Raw genomic sequence first — 17512 nt, 5'->3', positions numbered from 1 at the left:
CTGTTCGGCCGCAGTTCATCCGATCCCGCCCCGGCCGCCGCATCCGGCGGCAACAAGGGAACCGGCGAACTGGGGGAAGAGCTGGCTGCAAATTTCCTGATCGCACGGGGCTTCCGGATCCTGGAGCGCAACTTCCGCTGCAAGGGAGGCGAAGTTGACATCGTCGCCCGTGATCCTGGTGATAAAAGTCTGGTATTTATCGAGGTAAAGGCCCGTCGCGGGTTTTCTTACGGAGTGCCGCAACTGGCAGTAACCCCGTTCAAGCAGCGCCAGATATCCAAAGCCGCTTTGACCTGGCTCGGAAAAAACCGGCTGCATGACAACAATGCACGCTTTGACGTAATTGCCATCCTGCTGCATACTGACGGCCGGCACGCTATCGATCACATCAAAAACGCTTTTGACTTGGCATATTAGTTAAGTTAGAAGTTATATTATGCGCTGTTCAGGCAGAAAATAACTTCGTTAACGCACTTATCCTGTTTATCAGGGTTAGGATATAAAAGGAGTCACCATGGATTTCACCGCAGTTCTGGCTCAAATAAAACCGAAACTCGGCTGCCTTACCGACAACATGACCACCATTGCGAGGGAAATCGAAAAGGCCAGGGTTGCGGGAGCTGATCTGATCGTCTTCCCCGAACTGGCGCTGTCCGGTTATTTTCTGAAAGACCTTGTGCCTGAAGTGGCGCTGCGCGTCGACTCTACTGAAATCCAGCACCTGATCGAACTGTCACGTGGCATATCGATCGCCATCGGCTTTGTCGAAGAGACCGCAGACTACCATTTTTTCAACACTGCGATCTATCTTGAGGACGGCGCAATCCGCCACCTGCACCGCAAGGTATATCTGCCGACCTACGGCCTTTTCGATGAGCAGCGCTACCTGGCACGGGGTGAGATGTTCCGGGCCTTCGATACTAAATTTGGCCGCTTCGGCATGCTGATCTGTGAGGACATGTGGCACCTGTCGGCCTCCTACATCCTCGCCATGGACGGTGCCACGACACTGATCTGCCTTTCAAGCAGTCCTGCTCGCGGCATAGAAGGCGATTCGCTCGGCTCGGCAGCATCCTGGCAGAAACTGGTCTCAACCACCGCCCTGTTCCTCAACTGTCGGGTGCTCTACTGCAACCGGGTCGGCTATGAGGATGGGGTCAACTTCTGGGGGGGCTCGGAATATATCTCGCCTTCGGGCGAGTCAATTGTTCGCGGTGCGCTGTTGGAGGAGGATTTTGTCACCGCCAGGGTTGATGAAGGTGCGTTGCGGCGGGAACGTATTTTTTCGCCGATGATGCGTGACGAGAATCTATTTGTGACGATGCAGGAGCTTGGGCGCATCGCGCTCAAAAGGGGGCGCTGATGTCGGGATTACAAGCCAATACGGGGTTGCTGAGAAAACTGCTGGTCGGATTCGTACGGGATGAAGTGCGTAAAGTTGGTGTCAGCAAGGTCGTGCTGGGGCTTTCGGGTGGAATTGACTCGGCACTGGTGGCATTTATCGCCGCAGAGGCATTGGGCCCCGAGAACGTCCATGCCATCTGCATGCCCTACAAGACCAGCAATCCTGAAAGCGAGGCCCATGCACGGCTGGTGGCAACGGCATGCGGCATCAACTTTTCCGTCGTGCCGATCACGGCGATGGTGGACGCCTACTTTGACCTGTTTCCCGATGCGAACAACATGCGGCGCGGCAACAAGATGGCCCGCGAACGCATGACGGTTCTTTTCGATCATTCGGCGCTGCTGAGTGCGCTGGTTCTCGGCACCAGCAACAAAACGGAGCTGCTGCTGGGGTATGGAACACTCTATGGTGACATGGCTTCGGCACTCAACCCGATCGGTGACATTTACAAAAGCCAGGTCTGGCAGCTCTCCGCAACAATGGGCGTCCCGGCTGCGGTCATCGAGAAACAGCCCTCCGCAGATCTCTGGGCCGGCCAAACCGATGAAGAAGAACTGGGATTCTCATACCGCCAGGTAGATGAGCTCCTGTATCGGATGGTGGATCAGCGCTGGACGAAACCGGAGCTGGTTACGGAAGGCTTCGATAGTGAGTTTATCGATGAGATCTATCGTAAAATTCAAGGTTCGCACTTCAAACGGCGCCTGCCGGTCATTGCCAAGGTATCAAACCGTACGATTGACCGAGATTTCAGATATGCCAGGGACTGGGGAAAATGAACAACAACTCGAATAGCACGCTCGTCTATTCATCTGAAACCGGTATGCTCAAGCAGTCTGCGACCCCGAAAAACAGCAAGGTAAAACAGCAGACCAATCACGCCACACCAAGCGACGGCACGGTGCGTCTGCGCCGTGAAACCAAGGGGCGCGGCGGCGGAACAGTCATTGTTATCTCCGGCATTCCCTTGCCGGAACCAGCCCTGAAGGAATTGGCCGGAGCACTGAAAAAGCGCTGCGGCTGCGGCGGCACTGTCAAAAACGGCATCATTGAAATTCAGGGGGATCACCGCGATACGCTCCTCCTCGAATTGCAGAGCCGCGGCTACCGCGCAAAACCGGCTGGCGGCTAGTTTACACAATCACCGCAATAAATATCTTGACCCGATGTAATTTTTCACATATTTTTGTTTATTCAATTCATGCGCAGTTGTTTGGCGCTGACAGAAAAAGCAGTACATAAGTTTGCGAGAGTGGCGGAATTGGCAGACGCACCAGACTTAGGATCTGGCACCTCACGGTATAGGAGTTCAAGTCTCCTCTCTCGCACCATTTTGATTTCATCCTCCCTTTACATCACCGTACACCAACATTTCATCAGGAAAGGTCACATCATGCAGGTTACCGTCGAAACGATAAACCCCGTCACCAAGAAAGTATCCATCGAAATTCCGGCAGAGCGGGTTGATGCCGAAATTGAAAAAACCTACGCCGGCATCCAGAAAAAGGCCAAATTACAGGGTTTTCGCCCGGGCAAAGCGCCATTGCAGTTAATCAAGCGCACCTATAGTGACACGATGCGTGACGAGGTCATGCGGCGTTTTTACGAGCAGACCCTGTTCAAAGCCCTGGATGAACACAAGATCGAACCGATTGATTCCCCCACCATTGAGAGCGACCGCCTTGAGCAGGGATCGGCGTTCAAATACAGTGCACTGGTCGAAATCATGCCGGAGATCCTGCTGAACAGCTATACCGGTTTTGAAATCAGCAAGGAAAAATTTGTGCTCAACCCCGAAAATATCGAGGGCGAGATCAAGCGCATGCAGGAAAGCATGGGACAACTCATCCCCCTGGATGAAGACGCCGTAGTTGAAACAGGTCACACGGTAACTCTCGACTACAGCTTTTCCGTAGATGGATTTCCGGAAGAAAGCAGCAGCGACCAGGGGACCGAGCTTGAGGTCGGATCACAGAAAATGCCGGCCGGCTTTGAAGAGCAATTGGTCGGCATGAAGTGCGGCGAAGAAAAGGAAATCCGCATCACCCTGCCCGAAGGCTACAAAACCAAAGAAGCTGCCGGCAAAGAGGGTGTTTTCAAGGTCACGCTCAAAGAGGTTAAGCGCAAAGAGCTGCCTGAACTGGACGATGAATTTGCCCAGCAGTTCGGTGAATACGAGAACATGGAACAGCTGCGCGCCAAGATGGCAGAATATCTGGAGAAACAGGAATCGGAGCGCATCGAAAACGAACTGAAGGAGCGTGTCATTCAGGCGTTGATCGAGAAAAACCCGCTGGATGTTCCCCAATCCATGGTTAAACGACAGCTGGACCACATGCTGGAGAACCTCAAGAATCGACTCAAGGGTCAACGCATGTCCATCGAAATGATGGGCCTGGATGACGAGGGCTTTCGACTCCGTTTCCGTGACTCGGCCGAAGACAAGGTCAAAGGCGGACTGCTGCTGATGGCATTGGTAGAAAAGGAAAACATCAGTGTCAGTGATGAAGACCTTGCACAACGCTATGAACTGATCGCCGCTGGAAATCCGGATATGCTGGGACGCATCAAGGAGTATTACGCAACAAACAAAAACGCCCAGCATTCTTTGATCTCCGAAATCAAGGAGGACAAGGCCATCCGTTTCCTGCTGGACAGTGCCGTTGTTACCGAGATTGATGCCGCGAAATTACCTGCAAAGTAATATAATATAGAATGTGCAGCTTAAAGGCGTAACAGAAAGGGCATCATGTATATCCCGATAGTAGTTGAGCAAACCGGACGTGGAGAACGCTCATACGACATTTATTCTCGCCTGCTCAAAGAACGCATTATCTTTCTGGGCGGTGGCATCGATGATCATGTTGCCAACTTGATTATTGCCCAGCTTCTGTTTCTCGAAGCCGAAGACGCTGACAAAGACATCCATCTCTACATAAACTCTCCCGGCGGCGTAGTCACGGCCGGCATGGCGATCTTCGACACCATGCGCTACATCAAGGCACCGGTTTCCACCATCTGCGTCGGCCAGGCCGCTTCCATGGGCGCCTTCCTGCTGGCGGCCGGTGAAAAAGGGAAACGCTTCAGCCTCAACCATTCCAGGATCATGATCCACCAACCTTTGGGAGGATTCCAGGGGCAGGCCACGGACATAAACATCCATGCCAAGGAAATCCTGCGCATGAAGGATGAGTTGAACGCCCTGTTGGCTGAGATGACCGGACAGACCTTTGAAAAGGTAGAAAATGATACCGAGCGGGACTATTTCATGTCCGCCGCAGATGCAAAAGAATATGGGCTGATCGACGCTATCGTCACCAGGAAAACGGACAGCGGAGGTGCACCATGACTCGTCGCGACACGAACCAGGAAAATCTAACCTGCTCCTTCTGCGGCAAAAGCCAGGAAGAGGTTAAAAAACTTATCGCCGGTCCGGCGGTGTATATCTGTGATGAATGCATCGAGCTCTGCAACGATATCATCGCTGAAGAGATCAAGATGGAGGAGACCCTGGGGCCGGACATGAAGAAACTGCCCAAACCCCGGGAGATCAAGGATATCCTCGACGAATATGTCATCGGTCAGGACAAGGCCAAAAAGGTACTCTCCGTAGCCGTCTACAATCATTACAAGCGTATTGAATCCGGCCAGAAGCCGGGTGAAGTTGAAATGCAGAAAAGCAACATCCTGCTGCTGGGTCCGACCGGCTCAGGCAAGACTCTGCTGGCCCAGACCCTGGCCCGCATCCTCAAGGTTCCGTTTGCCATGGCAGACGCCACCAACCTGACCGAGGCCGGTTATGTCGGCGAAGATGTAGAGAACATCATCCTGAGTCTGCTGCAGGCCGCCGATTATGATGTGGAACGGGCCCAGAAAGGCATCGTCTACATCGATGAGATCGACAAGATTGCCCGCAAGAGCGAATCACCATCCCTGACCCGTGATGTATCCGGAGAGGGAGTACAGCAGGCCCTGCTCAAGATCATCGAGGGCACGGTTGCCAGCATCCCGCCCAAAGGTGGACGGAAGCACCCCCAGCAGGAATTCATGAAGGTCGATACCACCAATATCCTTTTCATCTGCGGCGGCGCCTTTGCCGGCCTGGAAAGCGTCATCCAGCAGCGCATCGGCATGAAAAGCCTGGGATTCGGCGCCGATGTGAAGAAGCGCGCCGAGAAGAAACTTGGTGAACTGCTCCTCAATGTTACCCCCGATGACCTGCTCAAATATGGCTATATTCCGGAGTTTATCGGCAGACTGCCCATGCTGGCAACCCTGACCGAACTGGACGAAGATGCCATGGTACAGATTCTCAAGGAGCCCAAGAACGCCCTGGTCAAACAGTATCAGAAGCTGTTCGATCTGGAAGGCGTCCGCCTTCGATTTACCGACGGCTCGCTGGTGGCCATTGCCAAAGAGGCACTCAAGCGCAATACCGGTGCACGCGGTTTGCGATCCATTCTGGAAAATTCCATGCTGGATATCATGTATGATGTTCCATCCCAGCCGAACGTCAAGGAAGTTGTCATCAGTGAAGATGTGATTTACCACAAGGAAAAGCCGATTGTTGTCTATGAACAGCAGGTCAATGACGCCGCCTGACAGCCTTGATACAAACATCTGCTAATTCAGGTAATTACAGAGAACACCCTTGATTTTCCAGCGAATGCAATCTGAATGTGTATCATGCAAAAAGCCTCTCATTGCCCGTAAACTGTACGTTTGCGAGTATTTTTTTCTTGACAGTTCACAAAAGAATCTGGTAAACAGTGAGTCGCTTTGTACACACAAACAAATTTCAGGAGGTGTAACATGACAAAAGCTGAACTGATTAGCGCAGTAGCAGAGCAGGCCGGTCTGAAAAAAGTTGAAGCCGAGAAAGCTGTTGCAGCTTTCATCAGCTCCGTAACATCAGCTCTGAAAAAAGGCGATAAATTAAGCTTGGTCGGTTTCGGCACCTTCTCTACTGCAAAAAGGGCAGCCCGCAAAGGTCAGAACCCGCAAACCGGTAAAAAAATCAATATCCCTGCTGCTACCGTACCCAAGTTCAAGCCGGGCAAAACCCTGAAGGAAGCCGTTAACAGCAAATAGTTATCTCCACAGGCATCTCTGCCTGTGTTTGCGGGGTTGTAGCTCAGTCGGTTAGAGTGCCAGCCTGTCACGCTGGAAGTCGCGGGTTCGAGCCCCGTCAACCCCGCCATAAAAATAAGGGCGAATAGCTCAGCTGGGAGAGCGCCAGCCTTACAAGCTGGATGTCACAGGTTCGATCCCTGTTTCGCCCACCATACCAACAGGGAAAAGAATCCTTTTCCCTGTTTTTTTGACCGTTTCAAGAGATTGGGGTTGTAGCTCAGTCGGTTAGAGTGCCAGCCTGTCACGCTGGAAGTCGCGGGTTCGAGCCCCGTCAACCCCGCCATTAAACGAAGAAGGGTATCTGCTGTTAAGCAGATACCCTTCTTCGTTTAATATTCAATTTACGGTTTTGACAAGGTGACCATATGTACGAATCAATCTTTACACGCCCAATTCAAAAAGACACCCCCCTGCCCTTCACCCTGCCGGAATGGATCGCCCTGGCTCCCTTCGAGGAATTCCTGGGGATGCATATAGAACATGCCTGCGCGGGGAACGCGGAACTTTCCATGCCGTTCTCAGCGTCACATTGTCAGGGGATGGGTCTGATGCATGGCGGAGCGATTGTTTCATTGGCAGACACAGCACTGGCGATCGCTATCAAAACAGTGCTGCCAGAGGGTACTCATTTTGCAACAATTGACCTGTCATTGAAGTTTCATGCGCCGGTGCGCTGGGGACGTGTACGGGCATGTGCCAGCGTAACAGGACAGACCGAACGTGACATCGCTGGCGAGGTGTGCATCTTTACCGAGGAGAATATCAAGGCCGCCACGTTCCAGGCTGTATTCCGCATTAAAAAGGATCGGAAAGAAGACACATCCGCTTAGCGGTCATAATTCCGGAGCACCCAGCATCCCCATCCGTTTCATCTTCTCGACCAGCGTGGTTCTGTTGACCCCCAGCAGCGTGGCGGCCCGCGCCTTGACTCCGCCGGCAAGCAGCAGTGCCTGGGTAATCAACTTGCGTTCGATCTCGGCTATGGCCGCGACCATATCCATACCCTGTTCAGTCAGTTCCAGGCAGATATCGCCGGAGATGACACCCTGTCCGCAGACCTCAACCGGAAGATCCTCGATATGAATAACATCACCCTCCGTCAGCGCCACCAATCGTTCAACAAGGTTTTCAAGCTCACGGACATTACCGGGCCAGGAGTACTGTTCAAGCGCTTCCAGTGCCCGCCTGCTGATGGTCATTGGTGAGCGCCCCATGAGATGGAAGCATTTATCAAGAAACACCGCCACCAGCGCCATGATATCCTGTTTCCGCTCCCGCAGAGGCGGCAGATGCAACGGAATCACGTTGAGCCGGTAGAATAGATCCTCACGGAATTGGCCCTGACGGACCTGCTGTTCCAGATCAATATTGGTCGCGGAAAGCACGCGCACATCGAGTTTGATCGACTTGTTCGAGCCCACGCGCTCCACCTCCTGTTCCTGCAGGACCCGCAGGAGCTTGGTCTGCAGATGCAAGGGCATGGTGCCGATCTCATCCAGAAAGATCGTGCCGTGGTTGGCGGCCTCGAATTTACCGGCCTTGTCCCTGATCGCTCCGGTAAAAGATCCGCGTTCATGCCCGAACAGCTCACTCTCCAGCAGGAGTTCAGGAATAGCACTGCAGTTAACCGCCACGAACGGTTTGTTTTTTCGCATGCCGTTGTAGTGCAGCGCCCGGGCTACCAGTTCTTTGCCGGTACCGGATTCACCGGTAATCAGAACGGTAGAATCCGTCTTGACGATCCGCGACATGCGTTCAAAAACCAGCTTCATCGCCGGTGACGTGCCGACGATATTGGTGAACTCGAAACGGCCCTGAAGCTGCTTGCGCAAATAGACATTCTCGGAAAGGAGCTGCTGCTTTTCCAGGGCCTTATTGACCACCATCTTGAGCTCTTCGAAATTGACCGGCTTGGTAATATAGTCGAAGGCCCCCTCTTTCATGGCACTGACTGCGGTCTCGGCCGAGGCGAAACCGGTCACAACGATAACCTCTGTCGTGGGCGACAGGCGCCGGGAATGCTGCAGGATCTCTATACCGCTTTTGTCCGGCAGAAACAGATCCGACACAATCAGGCTGAACGAATCCCGCTCCATGATGGCCAAGGCCTCTTCACCTGTGGCCGCAACGGTAACGGCATACCCGGCTGACTTGAGCAACAGCCCCAGTGCCTCCCTGCCGGAGTCATCGTCATCGATCAACAGGATGTGAATGAGTGGATCGTGGTTCATGAGCGGTTCGCCTTCAAATTCAGATATTCTGGGAGGTATTTAATCGGCAAACGTTCCTAAATGCAATCAGAAAGTCACTCTACCAGCAGATATAAAAACAAACGACCCCTCCTTCCAGAGGGGTCGTTTGTGATTCAATCACCGGTTACCGAGCGTATCGCCCGTTCCAGCCCATCCATGAGCAGTTCCAGCTCATCCGGAGAAATCACCAGCGGCGGAAAGACGACGACCGTATTCCCCAATGGACGGGAGAAGATACCATGCTTGCGGGCCTCCAGGCAGACGCGAATGCCGACCTTCTGCTCCCAGGGATAGGCCCGTTTTGTGGCCTTATCCTCCACCAGCTCAATACCGGCCGCCATGCCGCACTGGCGGACATCACCCACATGCGGCAGCCGGGCACATGCAGCCAGCCGCTCGCTCAGGCGGGCGATCTTGGGCTGCAGGGCCTCCAGCAGGTTGTCGCTTTCAAACAGTTCCAGACTCTTCAGGGCCACGGCACAGGCCAGCGGATTGCCGGTAAAAGTATGCCCATGAAAAAAGGTCTTGAGCTCGGCATACTCCCCCATAAAGGCACTGTAGACCTCTTCCGTGGTCACCGTGGCGGCCAGCGGCAGATACCCTCCGGCGATCCCCTTGGAAAGCGCCATAATATCCGGCAGCACCCCTTCATGCTGGCAGGCGAACATCCGGCCGGTCCGCCCAAAACCGGTGGCAACCTCATCCGTAATCATCAGCAGGCCGTGGTGATCGCACAACTCCCGCACCCGGGTCAGAAATCCGGGCGGCTGCACGATCATGCCGCCGGCCCCCTGTAGGAGCGGCTCGATCACCAGGCCGGCGCAGGTGGCGCCATGCTCTACCAGCAGAGCTTCCAGGGCATCAAGGCACTTCATGCCGCAGGTCGCAGGGTCACTGCAGCCCAGTTCACAGCGGTAGCAATAGGGCGCAGGCGCCTGGATGGCCTCGAACAGCAGCGGCCGGAAGGTGCCGTGATAGATATCGATGCCCCCCACGCTGACCGCACCCAGGGTGTCGCCATGATAGGCATGGTGAAAGGTGATGAAACGTGTCCGCTCCGGCCGGCCGCGATGGACCTGGTACTGAAAGGCCATCTTGACCGCCACCTCCATGGCAGTGGAACCGTTGTCGGAATAAAAGAACCGGTCGAGTCCAGGCGGTGTGATCTCCGCCAGCCGCTGGGCCAGCAGAATGCTTTGCTCGCTGGCCAGTCCCAGCAGGGTGGAATGTTCCAGCCGGTCCACCTGCGCCTTGAGCGCTTCATTCAACTCGCGCCGGCAATGGCCATGGACATTGGTCCACATGGAGGCCACCCCGTCCAGATAGCGTTTGCCGTCGCTGTCGATCAGCCAGCAGCCTTCGCCCCTGGTGATGACAATCGGCTGCTCCTGTTCCCAATCCTGCATCTGGGTGAAGGGATGCCAGACGTGCCGCTTGTCCCACTCCCGCAGCTGTTCTGTCGAAAAGCCGCTCACAGCCCCAGTTCCCGCAGTACGATATCCGTTTCAGGCTGGCCATCCAGCCAGTCGGCCAATCCCTCGACAGCTTCCATCTCGTCGATGTCATCACGATGCGGCCAGATACCGAGCACGGCTGCCCCGCACAGGGAACCGATATGATGGGGTGCGCTCCGCTCAGCCAGATCCGGCTCAAGCGGGTAATTGTTGATGATCACGCCGGCCACCCGCAACTCCATCTGCTGCGCGGCAAAGCAGGTCAACACGGTATGGTTGATGGTGCCCAGGTTTGGTCTGGCCACAACCAGGAGAGGAAGCTCCAGCTGCCGGACAAGGTCGGCCACCAGCATGCCGCCGGCCAATGGCACCATCAGCCCTCCGGCCCCTTCCACAATCACGAAATCGTGGGTTGCCGCCAATCGGTCAAATGCATCGCGAATACGGCCAAAATCGATGCGCACCCCATCCTGCTTGGCCGCCTCGGCCGGTGCAACCGGCTCCCGCAGCAGATACGGAGCCACATCATCCGAGCAGGCAACTCCGGCGGCCTGGCAAAGCAGCAGGGCGTCATCAGAGATCAGCCGGCCATTCTCTTCGCGGCAGCCGCTGGTAACCGGCTTCATGACCCCGACGTTGAGTCCGCGCATCCGCAACAGGCGCGCCAGTGTGGCCGCTACAATCGATTTGCCGACACCGGTATCGGTTCCGGTAATGAATAGTCCCTTACTCACCCGCACTCTCCGATCGTCAGCTCCAGGTCTATCAGCATCTGCCGGTCCTGTTCCGGATCACGTCCGGGCGTGGTCAGATAGTTGCCGGTCATCATGCCGCTGGCCCCGGCCAGAAAAATCCACGACTGCAGTTCCCGCAGATTCTTTTCGCGCCCACCACACACGGTCAGATTCTTTTCCGGCAGCATAAAGCGGTATAGGGCGATTATTTTCAGACACTCCAGCGGTGTCAGGAAGTTGGCATCCGCCAGACGGGTGCCCTCAACCGGGTTGAGAAAATTGATCGGGACCGTATCCACATCCAGCTCCCGCAATGTTTCGGCCAGTTCCACACGATGCTCAAAACCCTCTCCCAGACCGAAGATGCCGCCGCAACAGACCTTCAAGCCGGCCTGTTTGACGGCCCTGACCGTCTCCACGTCGTCTTGGTAGTCGTGGGTCGTGCAGATGCTGGGGAAGAAACTGCGGGCAGTTTCCAGATTATGGTGATAGGTCACCATGCCGGCCTGCTTGAGCAACAGCGCCGTTTCAAGATCCAGAATCCCCAGGGAACAGGAGGGATCTATGCCCGTTTCAGCCTTGATGCGGCGCACGGCGCGACAGATCTTCTCCAGTTCGGCTCCCGGGGCAATACCGGTGCCACTGGTAATAATGCCGTAACAACGGGCGCCGTTCTGCTCGGCACTGTGGGCGCAGCGCACGATCTCTTCCTCATCCACCAGCGGGTAGACCTGGACATTGGTCGAATGGGCCGCGGACTGGGCACAGAAAGCGCAGTTCTCCGGGCAGCGCCCCGATTTGGCGTTGATGATCGAGCAGAGTGAAGCCGCACTCCCCTTGAAATGCTCCCGGATGCGGGATGCCTCGGCAAACAGCAGATACAGGTCGGTACCGGCAGCCGCCGACAAACGCAAGGCATCTTCCCGAGCAAACTGCTCCCCGGCAATCACCTTGTCAGAACTATTTTGAATAAAAGCTCGAAGTTCCATGCACTACCTCCGGGATAATCGTTAGCATAGCTTACCACATATTGTCAACCACCAGCACATATCGTGTTTACAACCACAATTGCTGCCTTTGCTTATATCAAATTGTTTCAGCACAAAAAAACCGCCGAACATCTCAGCGGTTTTTTCTTCATAATGCAGAAACCGGCAACTACCCGGTCATCGAGATAACCTCTTCATAGGTCGTCGACCCTTCCAGCATCTTGCGGATGGCAATCTGACGCAGGCTTTCCAGACCGTTGTCCTGGGCAGCAGCCATCAGATCTGCCAGTTCGACCGAACCGGTCACCATGGACTTGATGCGCTCGTTCATGTCAAGGACTTCAAAGATGCCGGTACGCCCCCTGTAGCCGGTTCCACGGCACTCCTTGCACCCCTCCCCTTCCCAGACCACGTGGGATTTCTTGCCGATCTGGAGATAGTCCCGCTCTTCATGTGAAAGTTCACGCATCTTCTTGCAATGGGGACAGATCTTCCGTACCAGGCGCTGGGCTATGATGCCGATCACCGTGGCCGAGATCAGGAATGGCTGTACCCCCAGGTCGAGCAGGCGCACAATGGCGGAGGCAGAATCATTGGTATGCAGGGTGGAAAGCACCAGATGCCCGGTCAGTGCCGCCTGAACGGCATTTTCCGCAGTTTCCTTGTCGCGGATTTCACCGATCATGATGATATCGGGATCCTGGCGCAGGATGTTGCGCAGAATGGTGTCGAAGCCGACACCGATGGTCTGCTGAACACCGATCTGGTTGAACTCCTCCATGACCATTTCGATCGGGTCCTCGACCGTGATGATGTTGACTTCCGGTGACGACAGGCTGCGCAGCGTTGAATACAGGGTCGTCGTCTTTCCGGATCCGGTCGGGCCGGTCACCAGGATAATGCCGTTGGGTCGCCGGATAAAGGAGTTGTACAGCGACATCTCCCGCGGATAAAAACCCATGCTGTCCAGGTCCTGCAGCAGGATATCGGGATCAAAGATCCGGATGACCACCTTTTCACCGAAGGCCACCGGTACGGTTGAAACCCGCAGTTCGATGTCCTTGTTATTGAAATTGGTCTTGATGCGGCCGTCCTGCGGACGGCGCTTCTCGGCCAGGTCCATGCGGGAGAGCAGCTTGATGCGGGACACAATCGGATTGTGAAGCGGCTTGGGGATCACGTGGATATTATGCATGACGCCATCGATACGGAAACGGATCAGCCCTTTCTCACGCTTGGGCTCGATGTGGATATCACTGGCATGCTGTTCGAAGGCGTAGTGCAGCAGAAAATCGACCGCAGAAATGACATGCTTGTCATTGCCCTCGATTTCCTGGTGTCCCTTCATCTTGAAGACCTGCTCCAGGTTGCCCAGATCGACGGTCGTGGTTGACTCCGCCTCTGCTGCCATGACCGAAGCGCGGAAGCCGTAAAACTCCCGCAGGATCTTGAGGATATCGCTCTTGGAACTCAGTACACGCTTGATGGAAAGCTGGCGGGCATTGGCCAGTTCATTGATGACGCCGTCGTTAAACGGGTCAGCCACCGCCACGGTGATGGTTCCGTTGCTCTCGGCAACCGCAACTATCAGGTTCTTGAGGGCAAATGGACGGGGAATGTGGGAGGTAACCACCTCCAGATCCAGCTTGAGCGGATCGATCTTGAGATAGGGCAGACCAACCGCCAGGGAGACGGCCTCGGTAACCAGGTCCTCGGTCAGGAATTTGCCTGACGTGCCGTGCAATTCGAGATTGAACGAAGCGATGACTTCGGCCGGTGAGATGATATCGGCCGTTCCGGATTGGATCCTGCGCGAACCGCCCGACTGATGCAGGGCATACAGACGTGTTTCCTGGGTTTTACCCCGGGCCAGTATCTCGGTCAGTTGTTCCGGGGATATCAAATTCCGCTTCTGGAGCAGGCGGGCGCAGTTTTCAAGGGTCAGCTTTTTCGGATCGGCCATAGCACCTTCAATTCATCATTTTGTTCTTTTTTTGTGCTTCAGCCTTCTGAGCTTCAATCCGCTTGGCCACCTCTTCAACCACCTGCTCGGCGGAATAACTCGGAACCGGCGGCAGCTGGGCAAAAGCAGCCTGATCGGCCTGGACACGCTGTGCAGGGGGGCGGCGATGTGGCGGGGCATCCTGATACAGTGTCAGGGTAGCAATGAAGTTGCGGAACAGGCGGAAGACCATATAGGCCGAGAACAGCAGCGGGACCAGATCATCCATCCAGTATTCGAAACTGCGCTGATTGAGCATGGTGCCGCCCAGCAGCCCTGCCAACGAGATCAGAAGGCCAAAGGCGTTACCGATTACCCGGTACTCGATGTCTTCCGGAATTTTTAGTGTCTTGACTGAAGCGCCGGCCATGCTCACACTCCCCGCTCTTGTTCCCTGCCGAAATTACTCACACTATGTGTTCTTTATCGGCATGCACGCCGGGATATTGAGGTTTTTTGAATCGCAGCTGAGCCCAGGTTTGAATCCGATCCATGTAATAGTATACCACCGGCGTGATATAAAGCGTCAGCAGCTGCGACACCAGCAGGCCGCCTACCACAGCCAGCCCCAAGCCCCGGCGCGACTCCGCACCGGCGCCAAAACCGATAGCGATCGGCAGTGTCCCCATCAGCGCTGCCATGGAGGTCATCATGATCGGACGAAAACGGACCAGGCAGCCCTGATAGATGGCCTCCATGGGTGTCTTGCCTTCATTGCGCTGGGCCTCCAGTGCAAAGTCGATCATCATGATGGCGTTTTTCTTGACGATGCCGACCAGCATGATGATGCCGACAAAAGAATACAGGTTCAGGTCCTTGCCGAAGATCAGCAGGGTGATCAGCGCGCCGAATCCGGCCGACGGCAGACCGGACAGGATCGTCAGTGGATGGATATAGCTTTCGTACAGCACGCCCAGCACGATGTAGATCACCAGGATGGCGATGATCAGCAGCAGGGCCAGTCCCTTGGTGGAGGCCTGATAGACCTGGGCCGTCCCCTGAAAACCGGTCGTTATGGAAGCCGGCAGGGTCTTGGCCTCCTTCTCGACCGCCACCACCGCATCGCCCAACGGGACATCCTGCTTGAGGTTGAAGGAAATCGTCACAGCGGTGATCTGTCCCAGATGATTGACCGACAAGGGGCCCAGGTCGTTTCTGAGGGTACCCAGCGACGACAGCGGTACCAGCTGACCACCGCCCGAGCGCACATACAGCAGCCCCAGGGAGGCGGGATCAAGCTGATAACGCGGCTCCAGTTCCAGTATCACCCGGTACTGGTTGGTGGGGGAATAGATGGTGGATACCTGCCGTGAACCATAGGCTGAATAGAGGGTATCCTCGATCTGCTGGGCGGAAACCCCCAATGAGGCCGCCCGGTCACGGTCGATATCCAGATTGACCTGGGGATTCTTGATCTGCAGGTCGCTGGTCACGTCCTGCAGCATCGGCAGGCCACGCACCCGCAGTTCAAAGGCCGCCGCCTGGCGGTAAAGCTCTTCCGTATCCGGGCTTTGCAGCACAAACTGGTACTGGGCCTTGGCCAGAGTCGCCTCCAAACGGATGGGGGGTGGGTTCTGCATGAACATCATAATGCCCGGAACCGATGAAACCTTCGGTCGCAGTTTCTGGATGATCTGATCGGCATTCAAGGTTCGTTGGTGCCGGGGTTTGAGCTTCATGAAAAAGAAGCCGGAATTGGAGCCGACCCGCGTCCCGCTGGCACCGACCGATGACATGAAGGCCTCCACATTCGGTTCCTGCAGGACGATATCAATCAGCTTACCCTGCTGGGTCTTCATTTCCTCGAAGGAGACCCCCTGGGCACCCTCGGTTGTAGCGAAGATAGCGCCGATATCGTCCGACGGCAACAGCCCCATCGGCATTGATGCAAAGAGCCAGACCGTGACGATCATCATGGCAAAGGTAACAACCACCGTTGTCCGCCGGAAGCGGAGGATCCGGGAAAGTGAACGCTCATACATCTGCAGCATGCCATCGAAAAAACGTTCCATGGCGTTATACAGACGCCCATGTCTCTGTTCGGCAACCGGTTTCAGGAAACGGCTGCAGAGCATGGGGGTCAGGGTCAGCGACACGACCCCGGAGATCAGGATGGCAAAGGTGATGGTCACGGCAAACTCGTGCAGCATCCTGCCCAGCATGCCGGCCATGAAGAGCACCGGGATAAAGACCGCCACCAGCGAGATCGTCATGGAGATGATCGTGAAGCCGATCTCCTTCGATCCCCGTAATGAGGCATCCATGGGCGATTCGCCATGCTCCATGTGGCGGACGATGTTCTCGAGCATGACGATGGCATCGTCCACCACGAATCCAACCGACAGCGTCAGGGCCATCAGGGTGATGTTGTTGACCGAAAAACCGAGGACATACATGACAGCAAAGGTGCCGATGATGGAGAGCGGCAGGGCCAGGCTGGGGATGACCGTGGCTGAAAGGTTGCGCAGAAAGAGAAAGATAACCAGGATAACCAGGGCGATCGTCAGCAGCAGGGTGAACTTAACATCGGTAACCGATTCGCGGATCGTATCGGTGCGGTCGAAGAGGACATTCAGGTCAACCGAGCCGGGCAACTGGCTGCGGAAGCCGGGCATCTGCCGCTTGATGCTGTCTACCACCTCGATGGTGTTGGTGCCGGGCTGGCGCTGGATGGCCAGAACGATGGCCCGGGTGGAGACACCTTTGGTGTTGTACCAGGCGGCGATCTTGTCGTTTTCGACACTGTTGCTGACGATGGCAATATCCTGCAGGCGCACCGGAGCGCCGCCACGGTAGGCCACGACCAGCGGTTTGAAGGCCGCGGCGTCATACAGCTGGCCGGAGGCCTGGATGGTGAAGGCCTGCTTGGCCCCCTGCAAGCCCCCGGTCGGCAGGTTCACATTCCACTTGTCCAGGGCGGCCGCCACCTCATCCAGGCCGATCTTGCGGCTGGCGAGAGCTCTGGGGTCAAGCTGCACCCGCACGGCATATTTCTGCGAGCCAAAGACCAGTACCTGTGCCACGCCATTGACCATGGAGATGCGCGGGGCGATGATCGTGTCGGCGAATTCATTGACGTCTGACAGCGGCAGGGTCGGTGAACTGAGGGCCAGATAGAGCACCGGCTGGTCGGCCGGGTTGACCTTCTGATAGGAGGGCGGGGTCGGCATGTTCTGGGGGAGCTGGCGGGCCGCCTTGGAGATGGCAGCCTGGACATCCTGGGCTGCCGAGTCGATGCTCTTTTCCAGGGAAAACTTGAGGGTAATGATTGAGAGCCCCTGACCATTGGTGGAGGTCATGGAATCCAGCCCGGCAATGGTCGAAAACTGGCGCTCCAGGGGCGTGGCAACCGAGGAGGCCATGGTCTCCGGGCTGGCGCCAGGCAGGTCGGCCCGCACCTGGATGGTGGGGAAGTCGATACTCGGCAGGTCATTGACCGGCAGCAGGCGATAGGCAAACAGGCCGAAGATCATGACCGCCAGCATCACCAGGCTGGTCATGATCGGACGTTTTATGAAGAGTTCCGAGAGGTTCATTGATCCT

General features: G+C 55.8%; 16 protein-coding genes and 4 tRNA genes. 13 read left to right on the top strand and 7 right to left on the bottom strand.

All coding sequences use genetic code 11. The features are described from left to right. The 13 genes from ACOCF6_RS19190 (at position 1) to ACOCF6_RS19130 (ending at position 7368) form a co-directional block, all read left to right on the top strand. Positions 1-417, top strand: coding sequence for a YraN family protein (locus ACOCF6_RS19190; RefSeq protein WP_482463405.1), 417 nt, complete (start codon positions 1-3; stop codon positions 415-417). A gap of 97 nt (positions 418-514) precedes the next feature. Then, positions 515-1363 carry a nitrilase-related carbon-nitrogen hydrolase gene (locus tag ACOCF6_RS19185; RefSeq protein WP_482461926.1) on the top strand — a complete coding sequence of 283 codons (849 nt, stop codon included), beginning with the start codon at positions 515-517 and terminating at the stop codon, positions 1361-1363. Then, positions 1363-2184, top strand: a complete 822-nt coding sequence (locus tag ACOCF6_RS19180) for an NAD+ synthase (RefSeq protein ID WP_482461925.1) — start codon at positions 1363-1365, stop codon at positions 2182-2184. Before ACOCF6_RS19185 ends, ACOCF6_RS19180 begins: the two co-directional genes overlap by 1 nt. Next, a complete protein-coding gene (locus tag ACOCF6_RS19175) occupies positions 2181-2537 on the top strand; it encodes an SUI1 family translation initiation factor (RefSeq protein WP_482461924.1) in 357 nt (118 codons plus the stop codon). The genes ACOCF6_RS19180 and ACOCF6_RS19175 overlap by 4 nt, the downstream gene beginning before the upstream one ends. Before the next feature lie 114 nt (positions 2538-2651). Next, positions 2652-2736: transfer RNA gene (locus ACOCF6_RS19170), tRNA-Leu, on the top strand. Between the two features lie 62 nt (positions 2737-2798). Beyond that, the gene (tig, locus tag ACOCF6_RS19165; RefSeq protein WP_482461923.1) at positions 2799-4109 is read left to right on the top strand and encodes a trigger factor; all 1311 of its coding nucleotides are present in this window, start codon (positions 2799-2801) and stop codon (positions 4107-4109) included. Between the two features lie 45 nt (positions 4110-4154). Continuing rightward, on the top strand, positions 4155-4754 hold the full coding sequence (gene clpP, locus ACOCF6_RS19160) for an ATP-dependent Clp endopeptidase proteolytic subunit ClpP (protein ID WP_482461922.1): 600 nt from the start codon (positions 4155-4157) through the stop codon (positions 4752-4754). Next, positions 4751-6007 (top strand): ATP-dependent Clp protease ATP-binding subunit ClpX, encoded by a 1257-nt coding sequence (gene clpX / locus ACOCF6_RS19155; RefSeq protein ID WP_482461921.1) that lies wholly within the window; start codon positions 4751-4753, stop codon positions 6005-6007. Before clpP ends, clpX begins: the two co-directional genes overlap by 4 nt. Positions 6008-6217: 210 nt before the next feature. Continuing rightward, the gene (locus ACOCF6_RS19150; protein WP_482461920.1) at positions 6218-6496 is read left to right on the top strand and encodes an HU family DNA-binding protein; all 279 of its coding nucleotides are present in this window, start codon (positions 6218-6220) and stop codon (positions 6494-6496) included. Between the two features lie 32 nt (positions 6497-6528). Further along, positions 6529-6605 (top strand) — tRNA-Asp (locus ACOCF6_RS19145). Positions 6606-6614: 9 nt separating this feature from the next. Further along, a tRNA-Val gene (locus ACOCF6_RS19140) sits at positions 6615-6690 on the top strand. A 54-nt stretch (positions 6691-6744) separates the two neighbouring features. Beyond that, a tRNA-Asp gene (locus ACOCF6_RS19135) sits at positions 6745-6821 on the top strand. An 82-nt stretch (positions 6822-6903) separates the two neighbouring features. Further along, positions 6904-7368 (top strand): PaaI family thioesterase, encoded by a 465-nt coding sequence (locus tag ACOCF6_RS19130; RefSeq protein WP_482461919.1) that lies wholly within the window; start codon positions 6904-6906, stop codon positions 7366-7368. 3 nt (positions 7369-7371) lie between these two features. Here ACOCF6_RS19130 and ACOCF6_RS19125 read toward each other — a convergent pair whose 3' ends face one another. From ACOCF6_RS19125 to ACOCF6_RS19095, 7 genes are all read right to left on the bottom strand, one after another. Further along, positions 7372-8769 carry a sigma-54-dependent transcriptional regulator gene (locus ACOCF6_RS19125; RefSeq protein ID WP_482461918.1) on the bottom strand — a complete coding sequence of 466 codons (1398 nt, stop codon included), beginning with the start codon at positions 8767-8769 and terminating at the stop codon, positions 7372-7374. A 134-nt stretch (positions 8770-8903) separates the two neighbouring features. Beyond that, positions 8904-10265, bottom strand: a complete 1362-nt coding sequence (gene bioA, locus ACOCF6_RS19120) for an adenosylmethionine--8-amino-7-oxononanoate transaminase (RefSeq protein ID WP_482461917.1) — start codon at positions 10263-10265, stop codon at positions 8904-8906. Then, entirely contained in the window at positions 10262-10978 is a 717-nt protein-coding gene (gene bioD, locus ACOCF6_RS19115) for a dethiobiotin synthase (RefSeq protein ID WP_482461916.1), read from the bottom strand. The genes bioA and bioD overlap by 4 nt, the downstream gene beginning before the upstream one ends. Beyond that, positions 10975-11967: a biotin synthase BioB gene (bioB, locus tag ACOCF6_RS19110; RefSeq protein WP_482461915.1), complete on the bottom strand. Its 993-nt coding sequence runs from the start codon at positions 11965-11967 to the stop codon at positions 10975-10977. Before bioB ends, bioD begins: the two co-directional genes overlap by 4 nt. Before the next feature lie 169 nt (positions 11968-12136). Beyond that, positions 12137-13930 (bottom strand): GspE/PulE family protein, encoded by a 1794-nt coding sequence (locus ACOCF6_RS19105; RefSeq protein WP_482461914.1) that lies wholly within the window; start codon positions 13928-13930, stop codon positions 12137-12139. Between the two features lie 7 nt (positions 13931-13937). Continuing rightward, entirely contained in the window at positions 13938-14339 is a 402-nt protein-coding gene (locus ACOCF6_RS19100) for a hypothetical protein (RefSeq protein WP_482461913.1), read from the bottom strand. Between the two features lie 37 nt (positions 14340-14376). Then, complete coding sequence (locus tag ACOCF6_RS19095; protein ID WP_482461912.1) at positions 14377-17505, bottom strand: efflux RND transporter permease subunit; 3129 nt, start codon at positions 17503-17505, stop codon at positions 14377-14379. Positions 17506-17512: the final 7 nt, after the last annotated feature.

It is taken from the genome of Geobacter psychrophilus (assembly GCF_056821595.1).
Note: the sequence above shows the minus strand (reverse complement) of the source record. Positions and strands in the feature narration are given on the sequence as shown.